At 58.1% G+C, this 16,887-nt stretch carries 14 protein-coding genes and 1 pseudogene; 3 read left to right on the top strand and 12 right to left on the bottom strand.

All coding sequences use genetic code 11. The features are described 5' to 3' along the window. Positions 1-2,022, bottom strand: coding sequence for an excinuclease ABC subunit UvrB (uvrB, locus tag RT120_RS06750; protein ID WP_312981033.1), 2,022 nt, complete (start codon positions 2,020-2,022; stop codon positions 1-3). A 752-nt stretch (positions 2,023-2,774) separates the two neighbouring features. Between uvrB and RT120_RS06745 the strand changes: the two genes are divergently transcribed. Next, a complete protein-coding gene (locus tag RT120_RS06745) occupies positions 2,775-3,485 on the top strand; it encodes an ATP-binding cassette domain-containing protein (protein ID WP_312981030.1) in 711 nt (236 codons plus the stop codon). On the opposite strand, the gene bioD is transcribed toward RT120_RS06745, so the two are convergent. From bioD to bioB, 4 genes are read right to left on the bottom strand one after another with little or no spacing between them, the layout of a single operon-like run. Then, the gene (gene bioD / locus RT120_RS06740) at positions 3,482-4,159 is read right to left on the bottom strand and encodes a dethiobiotin synthase (protein ID WP_312981027.1); all 678 of its coding nucleotides are present in this window, start codon (positions 4,157-4,159) and stop codon (positions 3,482-3,484) included. The two genes, RT120_RS06745 and bioD, sit on opposite strands and share 4 nt — an antisense overlap. Continuing rightward, positions 4,152-4,910 carry a malonyl-ACP O-methyltransferase BioC gene (gene bioC / locus RT120_RS06735; protein ID WP_312981025.1) on the bottom strand — a complete coding sequence of 253 codons (759 nt, stop codon included), beginning with the start codon at positions 4,908-4,910 and terminating at the stop codon, positions 4,152-4,154. Before bioC ends, bioD begins: the two co-directional genes overlap by 8 nt. Next, the gene (gene bioF, locus RT120_RS06730; protein ID WP_312981022.1) at positions 4,891-6,036 is read right to left on the bottom strand and encodes an 8-amino-7-oxononanoate synthase; all 1,146 of its coding nucleotides are present in this window, start codon (positions 6,034-6,036) and stop codon (positions 4,891-4,893) included. Before bioF ends, bioC begins: the two co-directional genes overlap by 20 nt. Then, a complete protein-coding gene (gene bioB, locus RT120_RS06725) occupies positions 6,033-7,073 on the bottom strand; it encodes a biotin synthase BioB (RefSeq protein ID WP_312981020.1) in 1,041 nt (346 codons plus the stop codon). Before bioB ends, bioF begins: the two co-directional genes overlap by 4 nt. Positions 7,074-7,157: 84 nt before the next feature. Between bioB and bioA the strand changes: the two genes are divergently transcribed. Both bioA and RT120_RS06715 read left to right on the top strand, forming a co-directional pair. After that, a complete protein-coding gene (gene bioA, locus RT120_RS06720) occupies positions 7,158-8,447 on the top strand; it encodes an adenosylmethionine--8-amino-7-oxononanoate transaminase (RefSeq protein WP_312981017.1) in 1,290 nt (429 codons plus the stop codon). A gap of 65 nt (positions 8,448-8,512) precedes the next feature. Further along, positions 8,513-8,989: a kinase inhibitor gene (locus RT120_RS06715; protein WP_312981015.1), complete on the top strand. Its 477-nt coding sequence runs from the start codon at positions 8,513-8,515 to the stop codon at positions 8,987-8,989. 87 nt (positions 8,990-9,076) lie between these two features. Here RT120_RS06715 and RT120_RS06710 read toward each other — a convergent pair. The 7 genes and pseudogenes from RT120_RS06710 to hutI form a co-directional block, all read right to left on the bottom strand. Beyond that, a pseudogene (locus RT120_RS06710) lies at positions 9,077-9,567 on the bottom strand (Hcp family type VI secretion system effector). Positions 9,568-9,808: 241 nt separating this feature from the next. After that, positions 9,809-10,327: a DUF2778 domain-containing protein gene (locus RT120_RS06705; protein WP_312981012.1), complete on the bottom strand. Its 519-nt coding sequence runs from the start codon at positions 10,325-10,327 to the stop codon at positions 9,809-9,811. Positions 10,328-10,564: 237 nt separating this feature from the next. Continuing rightward, positions 10,565-12,085 carry a histidine ammonia-lyase gene (hutH, locus tag RT120_RS06700; RefSeq protein ID WP_312981009.1) on the bottom strand — a complete coding sequence of 507 codons (1,521 nt, stop codon included), beginning with the start codon at positions 12,083-12,085 and terminating at the stop codon, positions 10,565-10,567. Continuing rightward, complete coding sequence (gene hutU, locus RT120_RS06695; protein WP_312981006.1) at positions 12,085-13,770, bottom strand: urocanate hydratase; 1,686 nt, start codon at positions 13,768-13,770, stop codon at positions 12,085-12,087. The genes hutH and hutU overlap by 1 nt, the downstream gene beginning before the upstream one ends. A gap of 127 nt (positions 13,771-13,897) precedes the next feature. After that, positions 13,898-14,635, bottom strand: coding sequence for a histidine utilization repressor (locus tag RT120_RS06690; protein WP_312981004.1), 738 nt, complete (start codon positions 14,633-14,635; stop codon positions 13,898-13,900). Between the two features lie 16 nt (positions 14,636-14,651). Continuing rightward, positions 14,652-15,620 carry a formimidoylglutamase gene (gene hutG, locus RT120_RS06685; RefSeq protein WP_312981002.1) on the bottom strand — a complete coding sequence of 323 codons (969 nt, stop codon included), beginning with the start codon at positions 15,618-15,620 and terminating at the stop codon, positions 14,652-14,654. Beyond that, positions 15,617-16,858, bottom strand: coding sequence for an imidazolonepropionase (hutI, locus tag RT120_RS06680; protein WP_312981000.1), 1,242 nt, complete (start codon positions 16,856-16,858; stop codon positions 15,617-15,619). Before hutI ends, hutG begins: the two co-directional genes overlap by 4 nt. Positions 16,859-16,887: the final 29 nt, after the last annotated feature.

Below are 16,887 nucleotides of genomic sequence, written 5' to 3'. Positions count from 1 at the left end.
TCAGGAGGCAGCGATAAACAGTTCGCGCAGCTGATGCAACTGGTCGCGGATTGCGGCAGCCTCTTCGAACTCCAGATTCTGCGCATGTTGCAGCATCTGTGCTTCCAGCTGATGGATTTTCTGCTGGAGCGCTTTTGGCGTAAGCGCCAGTTCCGCGGCTTCAACCTCAGCAGCACTGCGGGTTTTACCACGCCCTTTACTACGGGTTTTGGCGAGACCGCTGCCCAGAGACAGAATATCCACCACCTTCTTGTTAAGCCCCTGCGGCACAATGCCATTTTCTTCGTTATAGCGTTGCTGCTTCTCGCGACGGCGCTCAGTCTCGCCAATGGCTTTCGCCATTGACGGGGTGATCTTGTCGCCGTACAGGATCGCCTTGCCGTTAACGTTACGCGCCGCGCGGCCAATGGTCTGGATAAGCGAACGCTCGGAACGCAGGAAGCCCTCTTTATCGGCATCCAGAATCGCCACCAGCGACACTTCCGGCATATCCAGGCCCTCACGCAGTAAGTTGATGCCCACCAGCACGTCAAACTCGCCCAGACGCAGGTCGCGGATGATTTCCATACGCTCCACGGTATCAATATCCGAGTGCAGATAACGCACCTTCTCGCCGTGCTCTTCGAGATACTCGGTAAGGTCTTCCGCCATGCGTTTAGTCAGCGTGGTGACCAGTACGCGCTCGTTGATGGCGGCGCGCTTGCGGATTTCCGACAGCAGATCGTCCACCTGGGTCGCCACCGGACGCACTTCGATAACCGGATCGAGGAGCCCGGTCGGGCGCACCACCTGGTCAATAATCTCGCTACCGGATTTTTCCAGTTCATAATTGCCCGGCGTGGCCGAGACATAGATAGTTTGCGGGGCCAGCGCTTCGAATTCTTCAAACTTCATCGGGCGGTTATCCAGCGCTGACGGCAGTCGGAAGCCGTACTCCACCAGAGTTTCTTTACGCGCCCGGTCGCCACGGTACATCCCGCCGATTTGCGGAATAGTGACGTGGGATTCGTCCACCACCAGCAGGCCGTCGGCAGGCAGGTAGTCAAACAGGGTCGGCGGCGCTTCGCCCGGACCGCGCCCGGACAGATAGCGCGAGTAGTTCTCGATGCCGGAGCAGTAGCCCAGCTCGTTCATCATCTCTAAATCGAACTGGGTACGCTGGGTCAGGCGCTGCTCTTCCAGCAGCTTATTGTTGGCCAGCAGCACCTTGCGGCGATCGGCCAGTTCCACTTTGATCTCTTCCATCGCCTGCACAATGCGCTCGCGCGGCGTCACGTAGTGGGTTTTCGGGTAGATAGTAAAACGTGGGATCACCCCTTCAACCTGGCCGGTAAGCGGATCGAACAGCGACAGGCGCTCGACTTCTTCATCGAACAGCTCCACGCGCAGCGCCACGTCATCCGATTCTGCCGGGAAGATGTCGATCACTTCGCCGCGCACCCGGAAGGTGCCGCGCTGGAACGCCTGATCGTTGCGGGTGTACTGCAACTCCGCCAGGCGGCGCAGAATGGCGCGCTGGTCGATAATCATGCCGTTGGTGAGGTGCAGCATCATCTTGAGATACAGATCCGGGTCGCCCAGACCGTAAATAGCGGACACCGATGCCACCACCACCACGTCCCGGCGCTCTAATAGCGCTTTGGTGGCGGATAAACGCATCTGCTCAATGTGTTCGTTCACCGAGGCGTCTTTCTCGATAAAGGTGTCTGAGCTCGGCACGTAGGCTTCAGGCTGGTAGTAATCGTAGTACGAGACGAAATACTCTACGGCGTTATCCGGGAAGAACTCTTTCATCTCGCCATACAGCTGTGCCGCCAGCGTTTTGTTGGGCGCCAGCACCATGGTTGGGCGCTGCAAATCGGCAATGACATTCGCCACGGTGAACGTTTTCCCCGAGCCGGTAACCCCCAGCAGCGTTTGATGGGCAAGGCCATCCTCAAGCCCCTCTTTCAGACGGCGGATCGCCTCGGGTTGGTCACCGGAGGGCGTAAAAGCGGAATTGAGTTTGAACGGTTTACTCATTGGATACCTGGCGCGTTGCGGGGGGAATGGATAATTTTACTCCCTCACGGTCAATTTGCCAACGCAAAAGACTGGATAAAAACACAGTACAGGATACACTTGATTTAACACCAAAATTTTGCGGTCAACCGCCGGCAAAAGTATAAACAGGATATATTGGTGCGCAATAGCCGGTTATCCCCAAACGAACCGGTTTTTTAACATTTGTCAAGCAAGGTAATGAAAGTTTTGTGGCAACCCGTGACACTTTTTTGACAACCATTGATTTTATATAATCTGTTGTAAAATAAACTAAATTTTTATGAGCCGCCTTTCGCGCCAATTCATGCGCAACCCGCGTATTCTCTCGCTTCCCACCAGTTTTCTAACTCTAATGCACAAGGTTATCCACAGGAATAGTGGATAAGTGGGTGCAGCCCTGAAGCCTCGCCGCCCAGGACAAACCCTGCTTTTGGTGGGCCGGTCGGGTAAAAAAAAATTTATCGCTAATTTTGGTGGTTTTTTGCCAAAACTGACATGCCTGGCGGATCCGTTGCGCAACCGTACCGCTACTGGTCGCACCGCTGCACCAGCGGAGAATGTTAAAGCACTGTTAAAGTGCAGCGCTATCTTGCGCTATTACCCGCAAGCGCAGGAATACGCCGAATGTGTGAGTTTATTCTTAATTTTACTTCTCGCTGCTCATCCGCAGCCGCACTGGCAGAGGAATTGCAGTATTCCTGAATCCGTCGCGGTACAACCCAGGAGCATTTATGTTGAGTTTGCATTCAGTGAATCAGTTTTATGGCGAACGCCATGTTTTATGGAATGTGGATCTGGAGATGCTCCCCGGGGAGTGCATCTGCATTACCGGCGCACAGGGGATGGGAAAAACCACGTTGCTAAACTGCATTACCGGGCATCTGCCAGTCCAGAGCGGCACTATCGTCTGGCGACATGCCGGATTTGCGCCGCAACAGCTCACTGACGCCAGCGCCGATATGCGCGCCGCGCTGGGCATCGGTTACGTGCCTCACGACCGGCGGATTTTTTCCGGGTTAACGGTGGAAGAGAACCTGCTCATCGCCCTGCGCGCCGCCGGAGAGAACCACGGAACGATCCCTGAATCGACCTTTACGCTGTTTCCCGAACTGTATCCGCTGCGCCACACGCGCGGCGCGGCGCTGAGCGATGAGAACCAGCAGCGGCTGGCGCTGGCCAATGCACTGGTGATCCAGCCGGCATTATTGATTCTGGATGAACCCACGCGCGGCAACAGCGCCGGGTTTATTCACAAGCTGGGGGATGTGTTACTGCGGCTAAACCGCGAGTTCGGCCTGTCGATTTTGATGGTAGAGCAGCGGATGTCGTTTATCCGCCGAGTGGCCGAGCGTTTTTGCCTGCTGCACAAAGGGAGAAGCGTGGCGCAGGGCAGCGTGGCGCAACTCGATAACCCGCGCCTGCTGCCCTTGATTCACTGTTAATCGAGCAGGAAAATATCCAGAAAACGGCCTGTATCCTGGGTAAACGGGTCGTTAAGCCAGGGAATTTCGCCGAGCAGCGGCGCAGGAATACGCGCCTGTAGCGAGGCTAAATAATCCTGATGACGCGCGCCGGGCGGCGTCACGTCGTTGGCGATCCAGCCCGCTAAACGTAACCCGGCAGCTTGTACGGCAGCGGCAGTCAGCATGGCGTGATTGATGCAGCCCAATTTAACGCCCACCACCAGGATCACTGGCAGTTGTTCTTCTACCACCCAGTCGGCAAAGGTCCAGGTTTCGCCAAGCGGGGTAAACCAGCCGCCTGCGCCTTCAACCTGCACCCAGTCGGCTCTTTGTTCGAGCGCTGCCAGCCCCTGCGACATCACCGCGCGTTCAATCGCCACGCCCGTAGAACGGCTTACCAGATGCGGCGACGTCGGTTCCTCAAACACGTAGGGATTGACTTCGTCATACCCCAACGCCAGTGAACTGTTGCGCTGGAGCGCCAGCGCATCGCTGTTGCGCACGCCCTCAGGGGTAATGTCGCTGCCCGACGCCACGGGCTTAAACCCGGCGCTGCGGTAGCCCGCCCGGTTGGCTGCCTGCAATAATGCGCAACTGGCGACGGTTTTGCCCACTTCGGTGTCGGTTCCGGCGACGAACCAGCGTTTACTCACGGCTTATTACTCCACAAAAAAGTTGATAGGTCAGGGGATAGCGTCCGCTCTGCTGCGGCCAGGCCAGCGCCAGTTGTTGCAACTGGCTGCGGGTCAATACCCGGTTTTCACGCCCGTGGTGCAGGTGGGTCGCGCCAATGCCCTTCAGGGACTGCATGGCGCTGAGCGGGTCGGTAAAATGCAGCGTCAGCGGGCTTAGCTGCCAGTGCAGTGGGAACGGCGCACAGGCGTCCAGCACCGCGTCAACGGGTAAGAAAGTATTTGCATGGCTGGCATCATCCACCCCGCGCCACGCCTGGTGTAGCTCGTTGAGCGATCCGGCAACCAACGTGGTAAAGGCGATGCGTCCGCCGGGGCGCGTCACGCGCCACAGTTCACGTAGCCCACCGGCAAGATCGCTGCACCACTGCACCGCCAGGTTGCTCCAGGCTAAATCGACGCTTTCTGACGCCAGCGGCAGGTTTTCAATATCTCCCTGGAGATAACGCTGCGCCGCCTGATTCCCCTGAGCGGTACGCAGCATCTCCTCAGACAGATCCAACGCCGTCACGCAACTGCCCCGTTGCTGCCAGTAGCGGCTGAAATAACCGGTGCCGCAACCGGCATCAAGCACCTGAGCAAACGATGCCTGATCCAGCAAACCCATGAGCCGTTCGCCGCTTTCCCGTTGAAACGCTGCATGCTTGTCATAATGCGCGGCAGCGCGGCTAAAGGCGGCGGCGACGGCGGTTTTATTCACGAGTGACGTCATGGAGCGCCTCCAGCAGTGTGTCGATATCACTTTCGGAATGGGCCGCCGTCAGGGTAATACGTAGCCGGGCACTGCCTGCCGGCACCGTCGGCGGGCGAATGGCCGTCACCCACAAACCGCGTTCGCGCAGGCTGGCGGCAAGTTGCAGGGTGCGTTGATTATCGCCGACGATAATGGGCTGAATAGCCGTATCAGAATCGGCTAACCGGAGCGGAATGGCCGCCATCTCACGGCGAAAATGCGCGATATGGCGATAAAGCGTGGCGCGCTGCGCATCCGCTTGCTGGATCACCGCCACCGCAGTTTGCAGCGCATGCGCCTGGGCGGGGGGCATCGCGGTGCTGTAAATCAGGTGGCGGGCGAACTGCAATAAATAATCCGCCAGATTGTCGCTGCACAACACCGCCGCGCCGCTCAGGCCAAAGGCTTTGCCAAAGGTCACCACCAGAATATCCGGTTTGACGTTCGCCGCCGCACAGCTACCGCGCCCGCCCTCGCCCACCACGCCGATACCGTGGGCGTCATCCACCATCAACAGCGCGTTGCGCTTTGCCGCCGCGATTTCCGCCAGCGGCGCGCTGTCGCCATCCATACTGAACACGCCTTCCGTGACCACCAGTTGCTGGCCGCTAAGCGGTTTGCCCAGCAACGTTTGCAGGGAAGCAACATCATTGTGGTGAAAACGGCGCAGGTCCGCCGGGCTTAAGCTGGCGGCTTCCAGCAGCGAAGCGTGGCTTAGCCGGTCGGCGACGATGCGATCCTCTTTTTGCATTAACGCGCTAATCACCGCCTGGTTTGCCGAAAATCCGGAGATAAACAACAGCGTGCGCGGATAGCCCAGCCACGACGCCAGGGTTTGTTCCAGTTGGTGGTGCGCCTGATGAAAACCTGTCACGTGCCCGGAGCCGCCGCTGCCCACGCCGTAGCGCTGCGCGCCCTGCCGCCAGGCCTCAACGAGTGCCGGATGGCGGCTTAGTCCCAGATAGTCGTTACCGGAAAAATTGCGGTAACGCTGCCCCTGGTGGATAAACCCCGTGGCGTCGCTTTCCCCTACCATGCGGGTGCGAAAGGCGTTCGCCGCCCGGCGTTCGTCAAGGGCGGCTGCGATGCGCTGTTGCCAGCTCATACCACCGCCGCGTTGTAGTAATCATCGGTATCCGGCGTCTGGAGCTGCGCTTCCAGCCGCTGTTGCTGCTCGTTATCCCCCAACAGCACCGCCGTTTGCTCCGGGTTAATCCCCAACTTACGGAACAGTTGCAGATCTTTGTCCTCTTCCGGGTTCGGCGTGGTCAGCAGTTTGCAGCCGTAGAAAATCGAGTTGGCGCCCGCCATAAAGCACATCGCCTGAGTCTGCTCGTTCATCTGCTCGCGCCCGGCGGAAAGACGCACAAACGAGCTCGGCATCATGATGCGCGCCACCGCGATGGTGCGGATAAAATCAAACGCGTCGACGTCGTCGTTGTCCGCCAGCGGCGTACCTTTCACCTTCACCAGCATGTTGATTGGCACGCTTTCCGGCGGGGTGGGCAGATTCGCCAGTTGCAGTAATAACCCGGCGCGATCGGTGACAGTTTCCCCCAGCCCGACGATGCCGCCGGAACAGACTTTGATCCCGGCGTCACGTACTTTATCCAGGGTATCCAGACGCTCCTGATAGCTGCGGGTGGTGATGATGTTGCCGTAAAACTCCGGCGAGGTGTCGAGGTTGTGGTTGTAGTAATCCAGCCCCGCCGAGGCCAGGCGCTGTGCCTGCGTCTCCGACAGCGTACCGAGCGTCATACAGGCCTCCAGGCCCATTGATTTCACGCCCTGCACCATTTGCTCCAGATATGGCATATCGCGCTCGTGGGGGTTTTTCCAGGCCGCGCCCATGCAAAAACGGGTCGATCCCGCGGCTTTGGCTTTGCGCGCCGAGTCCAGCACCTGTTCCACTTCCATCAGTTTTTCGGCTTCCAGGCCGGTTTTGTAGCGCGAGCTTTGCGGGCAATATTTGCAGTCTTCCGGACAGGCTCCGGTTTTGATCGACAGCAGCGTACTGACCTGCACCTGGCGCGGATCGAAATGCTGACGATGGACGGTCTGCGCGTCGAACAGCAGATCGAGGAGCGGTTTCTCAAATAATGCAGTGACTTGCGACAGTGTCCAGCGAGGGGAATCAGCCATGTTGCTTCTCCAAAAGGGGTGTTGCTTCTTATCGGTTCGGTTTATACTCGTAAACCTAATTCTTTTTAAAATGGTTTACAAGTCATGATAACGCAACAGGACCTTGCCTTTGACCAACAGCATATTTGGCATCCGTACACCTCGATGACCCAGCCGCTGCCGGTGTATCCGGTGGTGCGGGCCGACGGATGCGAACTGGAGCTGGCGAGCGGCGAGCGGCTTGTGGACGGCATGTCATCCTGGTGGGCGGCGATCCACGGCTACAACCATCCGCGTCTGAACGCGGCGATGAAGCGCCAGATTGACCAGATGTCGCACGTGATGTTTGGCGGCATCACGCATCCTTCCGCCATTGCGCTGTGCCGCAAGCTGGTTGAGATGACGCCTGCCGCGCTGGAGTGCGTATTCCTGGCGGATTCAGGTTCGGTGGCGGTAGAAGTGGCAATGAAGATGGCGTTGCAGTACTGGCACGCAAAGGATGAACCGCGCCAGCGTTTTCTGACCTTCCGCCACGGCTATCATGGCGACACGTTCGGTGCGATGTCGGTGTGCGATCCCGATAATTCAATGCACAGTTTGTGGAAAGGCTACCTGCCGGAAAACCTGTTTGCCCCGGCGCCATCCAGCCGTTTCGACGGGGAATTCGACGAGCGGGATATCGCCCCGTTCGCCCGGCTGATGGCGGCCCATCGCCACGACATCGCCGCCATTATCGTTGAGCCGATCGTTCAGGGCGCGGGCGGAATGCGCTTTTACCATCCTGAATGGCTGCGGCGCATCCGCAAGATGTGCGACCGGGAAGGCATTCTGCTGATTGCCGATGAGATCGCCACCGGCTTTGGCCGCAGCGGCAAACTGTTCGCCTGTGAACATGCGGGTATCGCGCCGGATATTTTATGCCTCGGTAAAGCCATTACTGGCGGCACCATGACGCTCTCCGCCACGCTCACTACACGCCACGTCGCTAACACCATCAGCGACGGCGCAGCAGGTTGTTTTATGCACGGCCCGACGTTTATGGGCAACCCGCTGGCCTGCGCGGTAGCCGCAGAAAGCCTGGCAATCCTGGAAACCGGCGCATGGCGCGGCCAGGTCGCTGCGATTGAAGCGCAGTTAAACGCGGAGCTGGCCCCCTGTCGGGAATCGCCGCAGGTGGCGGATGTGCGGATACTGGGCGCAATTGGCGTGGTGGAGACCCACTCCCCGGTTGATATGGCGCGGCTTCAGAAATTCTTTGTTGAACACGGGGTGTGGATCAGGCCGTTTGGCCGGCTGATTTATCTGATGCCGCCGTATGTGATTAGCCCAGAACAGCTAAGTCGGTTAACTGTCGCCGTGGTGAAAGCTGTTAACGACCCGACGCTGTTTCGCTGATCTCGGGCCGAATGCACTACACTTCGTGAAGTGAAATTTCATTCAAAACCGCTTAAGGAACCCCTATGAAATTATTCAGTCGGGACATTACGGATGGCGATAAGCTCCCGCTCCGCCACGTGTTTAACGGCATGGGATACGAAGGCGATAATATTTCGCCGCACCTGGCATGGGATGACGTCCCGCCGGGCACCAAAAGTTTTGTGGTGACCTGTTACGATCCCGACGCGCCGACCGGTTCCGGCTGGTGGCACTGGGTGGTGGCGAATTTACCGGCGGATACGCTGGTGCTGCCCCAGGGGTCGGGTTCGGGCCAGGCGGCGTTGCCGGAAGGCGCCGTGCAGACGCGCACCGATTTCGGCAACGCGTGCTACGGCGGCGCGGCTCCGCCGAAAGGCGAATCCCACCGCTATATTTTCACCGTGTATGCGCTGGATGTGGAACGAATTGAGGTAGATGAAGAGGCCAGCGGCGCAATGGTGGGCTTTAATGTCCATTTTCATAGCCTGGGCAGCGCCTCGCTGACGGCGATTTACGTGTAGGAAAACGCTTATTACTGTGTAAAAAGCAGCTAAAATATTCCGTAAAAAAAGCCGGTTACCTTAAGCGTGGCCGGCTTTTCGATAATATTACCCTGTGGCGCGCTCGTTCCAGGCATCCGTATACTGAATATTCCCATCTACAATGCGCCAGGTGATTTTTCATACTGCAAGCTAACACTTTCAATATGGTTCATTTTATCATTGCCAGCTAACTTCACATTTGGCACACCGCAGTTAACGCCAGTCACCCTGACATTTTCCATTAATACGGTGTAATAGCAAACTTCCTGCCCTGCATCATTAATATGATAGAAACGCATCTCCGCGCTTTTCAATGTCTGCCCCGTTGCCGCAGCCTTGTACAAATAAGGCGTTGAGCTATCCACTTCTTTTTCAAACATCATTGATGAATGCTGGCGTGTTCCCGTTATTTTTCCGGTAGCGCTATCTACAGGCAGATTAATACCGTGGCTCATTCCTATGATCTCAATGCTTCCTTCGCGGTCTTTTACGTCTACCGATCCTTTAACATCCGCGCCGCCGTCATCTTTTAGCCACATATAGGGTGGGATTGGCATTTATTTACTCCTTACTCTACTGATTAACTTCATCGTCAAAATATAAACAGGGGTGATAATTGCTAACATTATAAGCCAATCAATATATGAATAAGCATCGTAAACGGATTCCGCATTAATATCACCGCTAATAAATCTGGCTAATTGTCTTGCAATATCGTTGTCAATATACAATTCAGATTGAGGGAAAAGATGCCCCATAATAACGAGTAACATAATGAAGTAACAAACCTTAATAACGCTACAGGCAATTGTTTGAACCATCAGCAACCACCTCAACCCAGCCACGCGCCATAAGAGTGCGCATACAAGGAACTTGTATTAGCGAAGTATTCATCAGCGCATTACGAATCATTGCGAAATCTGAATGATGGGCGATGGTGATGCAACCTTCTGAAACAGTCCCGGGATGCAAACGGAAATTACCTCTCATGACGCCTTTAACCCATGTATAATCATCAATGCCCCAATCGTCTCGCCATAAAGCAAACCAATCCGACTTACCAAAATCCCGTCTACCAATAAGTCTATTTACTCCGTCATGAAATTCTTCTTTCTTTTGGGAGAACCAGTTACCTTCACCACGATCAACGATCCAGTATTTACCTGGCGGTAATGGACCATCGTGGGGGACTGAGCCACAAGCTCCTTTATTTCTGTAAGCGCCTTTTCCCGAGCGCGCCATTAATACCCCAACACCATACAGGTTAAAAGGTGCGTAATCGGCACCATTTAATATTAACTTTCCGTGTAAAGGCATAGCATATCCAATATTATCAATTTTGATAAAGTCTATATTAAAAGCGACTTATTTTAGAAGCCAGATTAACTCGAAATATTATGTGACAGAATATGATTATTTAATAATTTCGCAAGAGCGTAGTGGCAATTTGGTGCTGTGAGATAAAAATCCGTAATCCCGAGAGATTACGGATTTTTCCACAGCGGCAGAATCTATCTGTCTCTTTACAAACAGGGCCTTGCGCCGCCGTGAGCTTTAAAAGAAATCAGGCAGTAACGCCGCCAGCCGCCGCTGGCTCAGCAGGGTTATGGCCGCTTCGATATCCGGCGCGAAGTAGCGATCCTGAGCGTAATAGGTCACTTTATCACGCAGAATATGGCGCGCCTTTTCCAGAATCGGGCTGGATTTCAGTCCCTCACGCAAATCAATTCCCTGGCAGGCCGCCAGCCACTCCACTGCTAATACGCCTCGGGTGTTGCTGGCCATCTCCCACAGCCGACGCCCGGCGGCGGGGGCCATTGAGACGTGATCCTCCTGGTTCGCCGAGGTCGGCAGGCTGTCCACGCTCGACGGATGCGCCAGCGCTTTGTTTTCGCTGGCCAGCGCCGCTGCGGTAACCTGAGCGATCATAAACCCGGAATTGACCCCGCCGTTTTTCACCAGGAACGGCGGCAATTGCGACATATGTTTATCCATCATCAGCGCGATGCGCCGCTCAGACAGCGCGCCGATTTCTGCCAGCGCCAGCGCCAGGTTGTCGGCGGCCATCGCCACCGGTTCGGCGTGGAAATTGCCGCCGGAAATTACCTCTTGTTCCTCGGCAAACACCAGCGGGTTATCGGATACCGCGTTGGCCTCTATCAGCAGCACTTCCGCCGCCTGGCGCATTTGCGTCAGGCACGCGCCCATCACCTGGGGCTGGCAGCGCAGCGAGTACGGGTCCTGCACTTTTTCACAGTTGTGATGGGACCGGGAGATGTCACTGTCGTCGGTTAGCACATGGCGGAACAGCGCCGCACTGTCGATTTGCCCTTTCTGACCGCGCACCGCGTGAATGCGAGCATCAAACGGACGGCGCGAGCCGAGCACCGCTTCGGTGGTTAATGCGCCGCTGACCACCGCGGAGGCAAACAAATCTTCGGCTTCGAACAGGCCGCGCAGAGCGAATGCCGTGGACGCCTGGGTGCCGTTGAGCAGCGCCAGGCCCTCTTTCGCCGCCAGAGTAATCGGCGTTAATCCGGCTTTGGAGAGCGCCTCGACTGCGGGCAGCCATTCGCCGTTAACCCGCGCCTGCCCTTCGCCTAACAGCGTCAGGGACATATGCGCCAGCGGGGCCAAATCGCCGCTGGCGCCCACCGAGCCTTTTGCCGGGATACGTGGGTAGACCTCAGCATTCACCAGCGCCTGTAGCGCCTGGATCACCTCCAGCCGGATGCCGGAATAGCCGCGCGCCAGGCTGTTGATCTTCAGCACCATGATCAGGCGCACCAGCGCATCGTCCAGCGCCTCGCCCACGCCCGCCGCATGGGACAACACCAGTGAACGCTGGAGATTTTCCAGATCTTCGCTGGCGATGCGGGTCGATGCCAGCAAGCCAAAACCGGTATTGATGCCGTACGCCGTGCGGCCCTCGGCGAGAATATCGTTAACGCACTGCACGCTGCGGTTGATGTCGTCAAACGCGCCGTCGTCCAGCGCCAGCGTAACGGGCGCGCTGTAAATCTGGCGCAGATCCGCCAGGCTCAGTTGGCCCGGCGTCAGTCGAAGAGTACGCATTATTTTTTCTCCTGGGTTGCCGGAACCATCGGTAAATTCAGGCCCTGCCCGACAGCGCAGTCAATGGCGCTCGGGTAGCCCGCATCCGCATGGCGCATCACGCCGGTAGCCGGATCGTTGTGCAGGACGCGGGCGATACGCTGGGCGGCTTCGTCGGTGCCGTCGCAGACAATCACCATGCCCGCGTGTTGCGAAAAGCCCATCCCCACGCCGCCGCCGTGGTGCAGCGATACCCAGGTCGCGCCGCTGGCGGTGTTTAACAGGGCGTTAAGCAGCGGCCAGTCGGAGACCGCGTCAGAACCGTCGCGCATGGCTTCGGTTTCCCGGTTGGGGCTGGCGACCGAGCCGGAATCCAGATGGTCGCGGCCAATGACAATCGGCGCGCTGACTTCGCCGCTGCGCACCATTTCATTAAATGCCAGCCCGAGCTTCTGCCGCCACTCCAGCCCGACCCAGCAGATACGCGCCGGTAAGCCCTGGAAGCTGATGCGTTCGCGGGCCATATCCAGCCAGCGATGAAGATGCACATCGTCGGTGATCAGTTCTTTAACTTTGGCGTCGGTTTTATAGATATCCTCCGGGTCGCCGGACAGCGCCACCCAGCGGAACGGGCCGATGCCGCGACAGAACAGCGGGCGAATAAACGCCGGGACGAAACCGGGGAAATCAAACGCGTTTTCTACCCCGCTCTCTTTGGCCATCTGGCGCAGGTTATTGCCGTAGTCGAAAGTCGGGACGCCCTGCTGATGGAAGGCCAGCATCGCTTCCACATGTTGCGCCATAGACTGCTTCGCCGCCTTGATCACCCGCTCCGGCTCCTGGGTGCCAGCCTGCTGATACGCTTCCCACGTCCAGCCCGCCGGCAGATAACCGCGCAGCGGATCGTGGGCGCTGGTCTGGTCGGTCACCATATCCGGGCGCACGCCGCGAGCCACCAGTTCCGGCAGGATTTCCGCCGCGTTGCCGCACAGGGCGATAGAAACCGCTTTGCCTTCGCCGGTGTAGCGTTTGATACGCGCCAGCGCGTCGTCAAGCGAATCGGCCTGTTCATCCACATAGCGGGTGCGCAGGCGGAAATCGATACGGCTTTGCTGGCATTCAATGGTCAGCGAGCAGGCACCCGCCAGGGTCGCGGCCAGCGGCTGCGCGCCGCCCATGCCGCCCAGACCGGCGGTTAATACCCAGCGGCCCTGCAAATTACCGTTGTAGTGCTGGCGTCCGGCCTCAACAAAGGTTTCGTACGTGCCCTGCACAATGCCCTGGCTGCCGATGTAGATCCAGCTACCGGCGGTCATTTGCCCGTACATCGCCAGACCTTTAGCGTCGAGTTCGTTGAAGTGTTCCCAGGAGGCCCAGCGCGGGACCAGGTTAGAGTTGGCAATCAGCACACGCGGCGCGTTGCTGTGGGTGGTAAACACCCCCACCGGTTTGCCGGACTGCACCAACAGGGTCTGGTCATCTTCCAGCTCTTTTAGCGCTTTCACGATGGCGTCATAGCATTCCCAGTTACGCGCCGCACGACCAATACCGCCATACACCACCAGCGCGTGAGGGTTTTCCGCGACGTCGGGATCGAGGTTGTTCATCAACATGCGCAGCGGGGCTTCGGTCAGCCAGCTTTTGGCATTCAACGTGGTGCCTCGTGGGGCGCGAATTTCACCTTCGCGGTATTTATCGTGCTGCATGACCAGCTCCTTAAACAGGGTGACAGAATGTAGAGGACTATACTTGTATAGACAAATTCAAACCTTAGCCGTACTTGTGTGATGACCCTGTGCAGGTCATCACATAATTAACAAAATGGTTACATCATCAGGACATGAATCGCCCTTGCAGGCGGTAGCGGGAACCGGGGAACAACAGCCGCGCATGGGAGACAATATGGTTTACCGACCAGGTGCGGCGGCGGATAAGTAGGCACGGCTCGTCGGCATCAATGCCAAGCCAGTCGCGCTCCTGCTGGCTGGCGCGCACCGCCTCGACGATATGCTCGCCTTCGGTGAGCGGCGCGGCCTGCGACAGATAGGCATGCGGCGTGGTGAGGGTGAAATCCTGCGCCAGATAATCCGGGGCCGCGTGGGTATTCACTACCCGATCCTCAATTTGCACCGGTATGTCGTTTTCATAATGCACCAGCAGCGAGTGAAACACCGGCGTACCTTCCGCCAGGCCCAGCGCCGCCGCCTGACGGGTATCGGCGATAATCCGTTCCAGCAACAGCACCTCGCTGCGGTGGTGATGGTTACGCGCGGTAATTTCGTCGGCAATGCTGCGGATTTCAAACAGCGCCGACTGGCCTTTGGGCTCGGCGACGAAGGTCCCAACGCCTTGCAAACGCACCAGCAGCCCTTCATCGGTCAGCTCGCGCAGCGCCCGGTTGATGGTCATGCGGCTGAAACCAAACTGCTGCACCAGCTCCGCTTCGGAGGGAATGCGGTCGTGGGGCTTCCAGACACCGGCGTGAATATTGCCGCTAATGGCCTGTTTCACTTTTTCGTAAAACGGCACCGGTTCCTGCGACGCAGCCAGTCGGGGTTGAGATGAAAACATAGCGAAAGCAGGTTCCTTATGGGTGATGGTCAGCATCAGACCACTGGTGGACGATTTGCCACGCCAGCCGCGCCGCCACTTTTGCGCCGAGACTGTCGCGGTCAAATTCCGGGTTAAATTCTACCAGGTCGACGGCCTGGAGCTTCGGGCTGCGACACAGCGGTTCCAGCAGGGTTAACAGTCTGTCCAGCGGAATGCCGAGCCCGGCGGGTGCCGATACCGCAGGCATTTGCCAGCCTGGCAGCGCATCCAGATCGACGGTTAAATAGAGTTTGTCGGCCCAGTCTACCCGAGCGGCAATCTGCGTCGCCGCCTGGGTTTGTTCCGGGCGCTGGCAGTCCGTGTCCCGGATGATGTTGACGTTAAGCCGGGCGGCTTCATCCAACAGCGCCTGGGTATTGGCAGCGGGATTAACGCCGATACAGGTGTAATTAAACTCACGCCCCTGTTGCTCGCAGTGCAGCGCCAACTGGCGGAACGGCGTGCCGGAGGTCGCCTGGGCGGCGCGGCGTAAATCGAGATGGGCATCGATATTGATAATGGCGATGCGCGCGTCGGGCCAGGCGTCGAGCACGCCGCGCCCGTGGCCGAATGCGGTTTCGTGACCGCCGCCGAACACCAGCGTGCGCATCCCGGCTTGCTGGCACCGTTTTACCGCGTCGCTTAAGGCATCCTGTGCGGCTTCGAGCGCATCCGGCTCAGCGTGAATGTTCCCCAGATCCACCAGACGGTCGTGGCCGCGATGGCTGGCCATGTTCGCCAGCGCGCTGCGTAACACATCTGGCCCCTTTTGTGCGCCGGGCCGACCGTGATTGCGCTTTACGCCTTCATCGCAGGCGAAGCCCAGCAGGGCGATGCCTTCGGCTTCAGGTTCGAATACCGTGCGGTGTTGGACGGTTTGAAATACGCGCAGCGCGTTGTCGGCTTCCGCCAGATCGTTGCGCCCCTGCCATAGCGCGGCGGAAGCGGGTTGCCAGAGCGTCACAGGGATTTCCCCTCTAAAAATTGTGCCTCGCCGCGATAAACCCGGCAGTGCAGCGGATTGCGGCAGGGTTCGTAGACCATTTCCACCGGCTGTTCGACATCCCAGACAATAAAGTCGGCGACGAACCCGGCAGCAAGTTGGCCGTGAGTGTGTTGTTTTCCTAAAGCCCTTGCGGCATGGCGCGTCACGCCAGCCCACGCCTCTTCCGGCGTCAGGCCAAACTGCACGCACGCCATGTTCATCGCCAGATGCAGGCTGGCGAACGGGCTGGTGCCGGGATTGATATCGGTAGCGACCGCCATCGGCACGTTGTGCTGGCGCAGCAGATCCACCGGCGGGCGCTGGGTTTCACGCAGAAAGTAAAACGCGCCAGGCAGCAGCACCGCCACCGTGCCCGCCAGTTGGAGGGCCATTACGCCCTGCTCATCCAGATACTCAATATGATCGGCGGACAGGCCGTGGTATTTGCCCACCAGCGCCGCACCGCCCAGATTAGAAAGCTGCTCAACGTGCCCTTTCACCGGGATGCCCAGCGCCTGCGCGGCGGCGAACACCCGTTCAGTCTGCGCCACGCTAAAACCGACGTTTTCACAAAACGCATCTACGGCGTCGAACAGTTTTTGCTCCCACAGCGCGGGCAAAATCGTCTCGCAAACGCGATCGATATAGCCGTCGGGATCGCCTTTATACTCCGGCGGCGTGGCGTGCGCCGCCAGCAGAGTGGCGCTGATCTCAACCGGGTTGGCTGCCGCCAGCCGTTGCGCCACTTGCAGCATTTTCTGCTCGGCCTCCAGATTCAAGCCGTAACCCGACTTCACCTCAATCGTCGTCACCCCTTCACGCATTAGCGCATTCAGCCGCTGCTGCGCCGTGTACTGCAACTGTTCGGCAGACGCGGCGCGGGTGGCGCTGACGGTGGCGTTGATGCCGCCGCCCTGGGCGCTGATTTGCTGGTAGGAAACGCCGTTCAACCGCTGTTCCCACTCCTGGGCGCGGTTACCACCGTAGACCAGATGGGTATGGCAGTCGATCAGCCCTGGCGTGACCAGCCGCCCTTGCAGGTCGATGATTTCGCCAGTGGGGTTATGCAACGCGGGCGTGACGGCCAGGATCGAGCCGCCACGCACGATGAGATCGTGCTGTTCCAGCAGGCCATAAGGCGTATCGACTGACGGGTTGAGCGTCGCGATCCGGCCGTTGCGCCAGATAACATCACCGGGAAGAAGGGATAAGGTCATAATGATCGCTTGTCATGGGTTGTCTATAC

Source organism: Atlantibacter sp. (assembly GCF_032062175.1).
Classification (GTDB): domain Bacteria; phylum Pseudomonadota; class Gammaproteobacteria; order Enterobacterales; family Enterobacteriaceae; genus Atlantibacter.
This window is presented reverse-complemented; position numbering and strand designations above follow the sequence as displayed.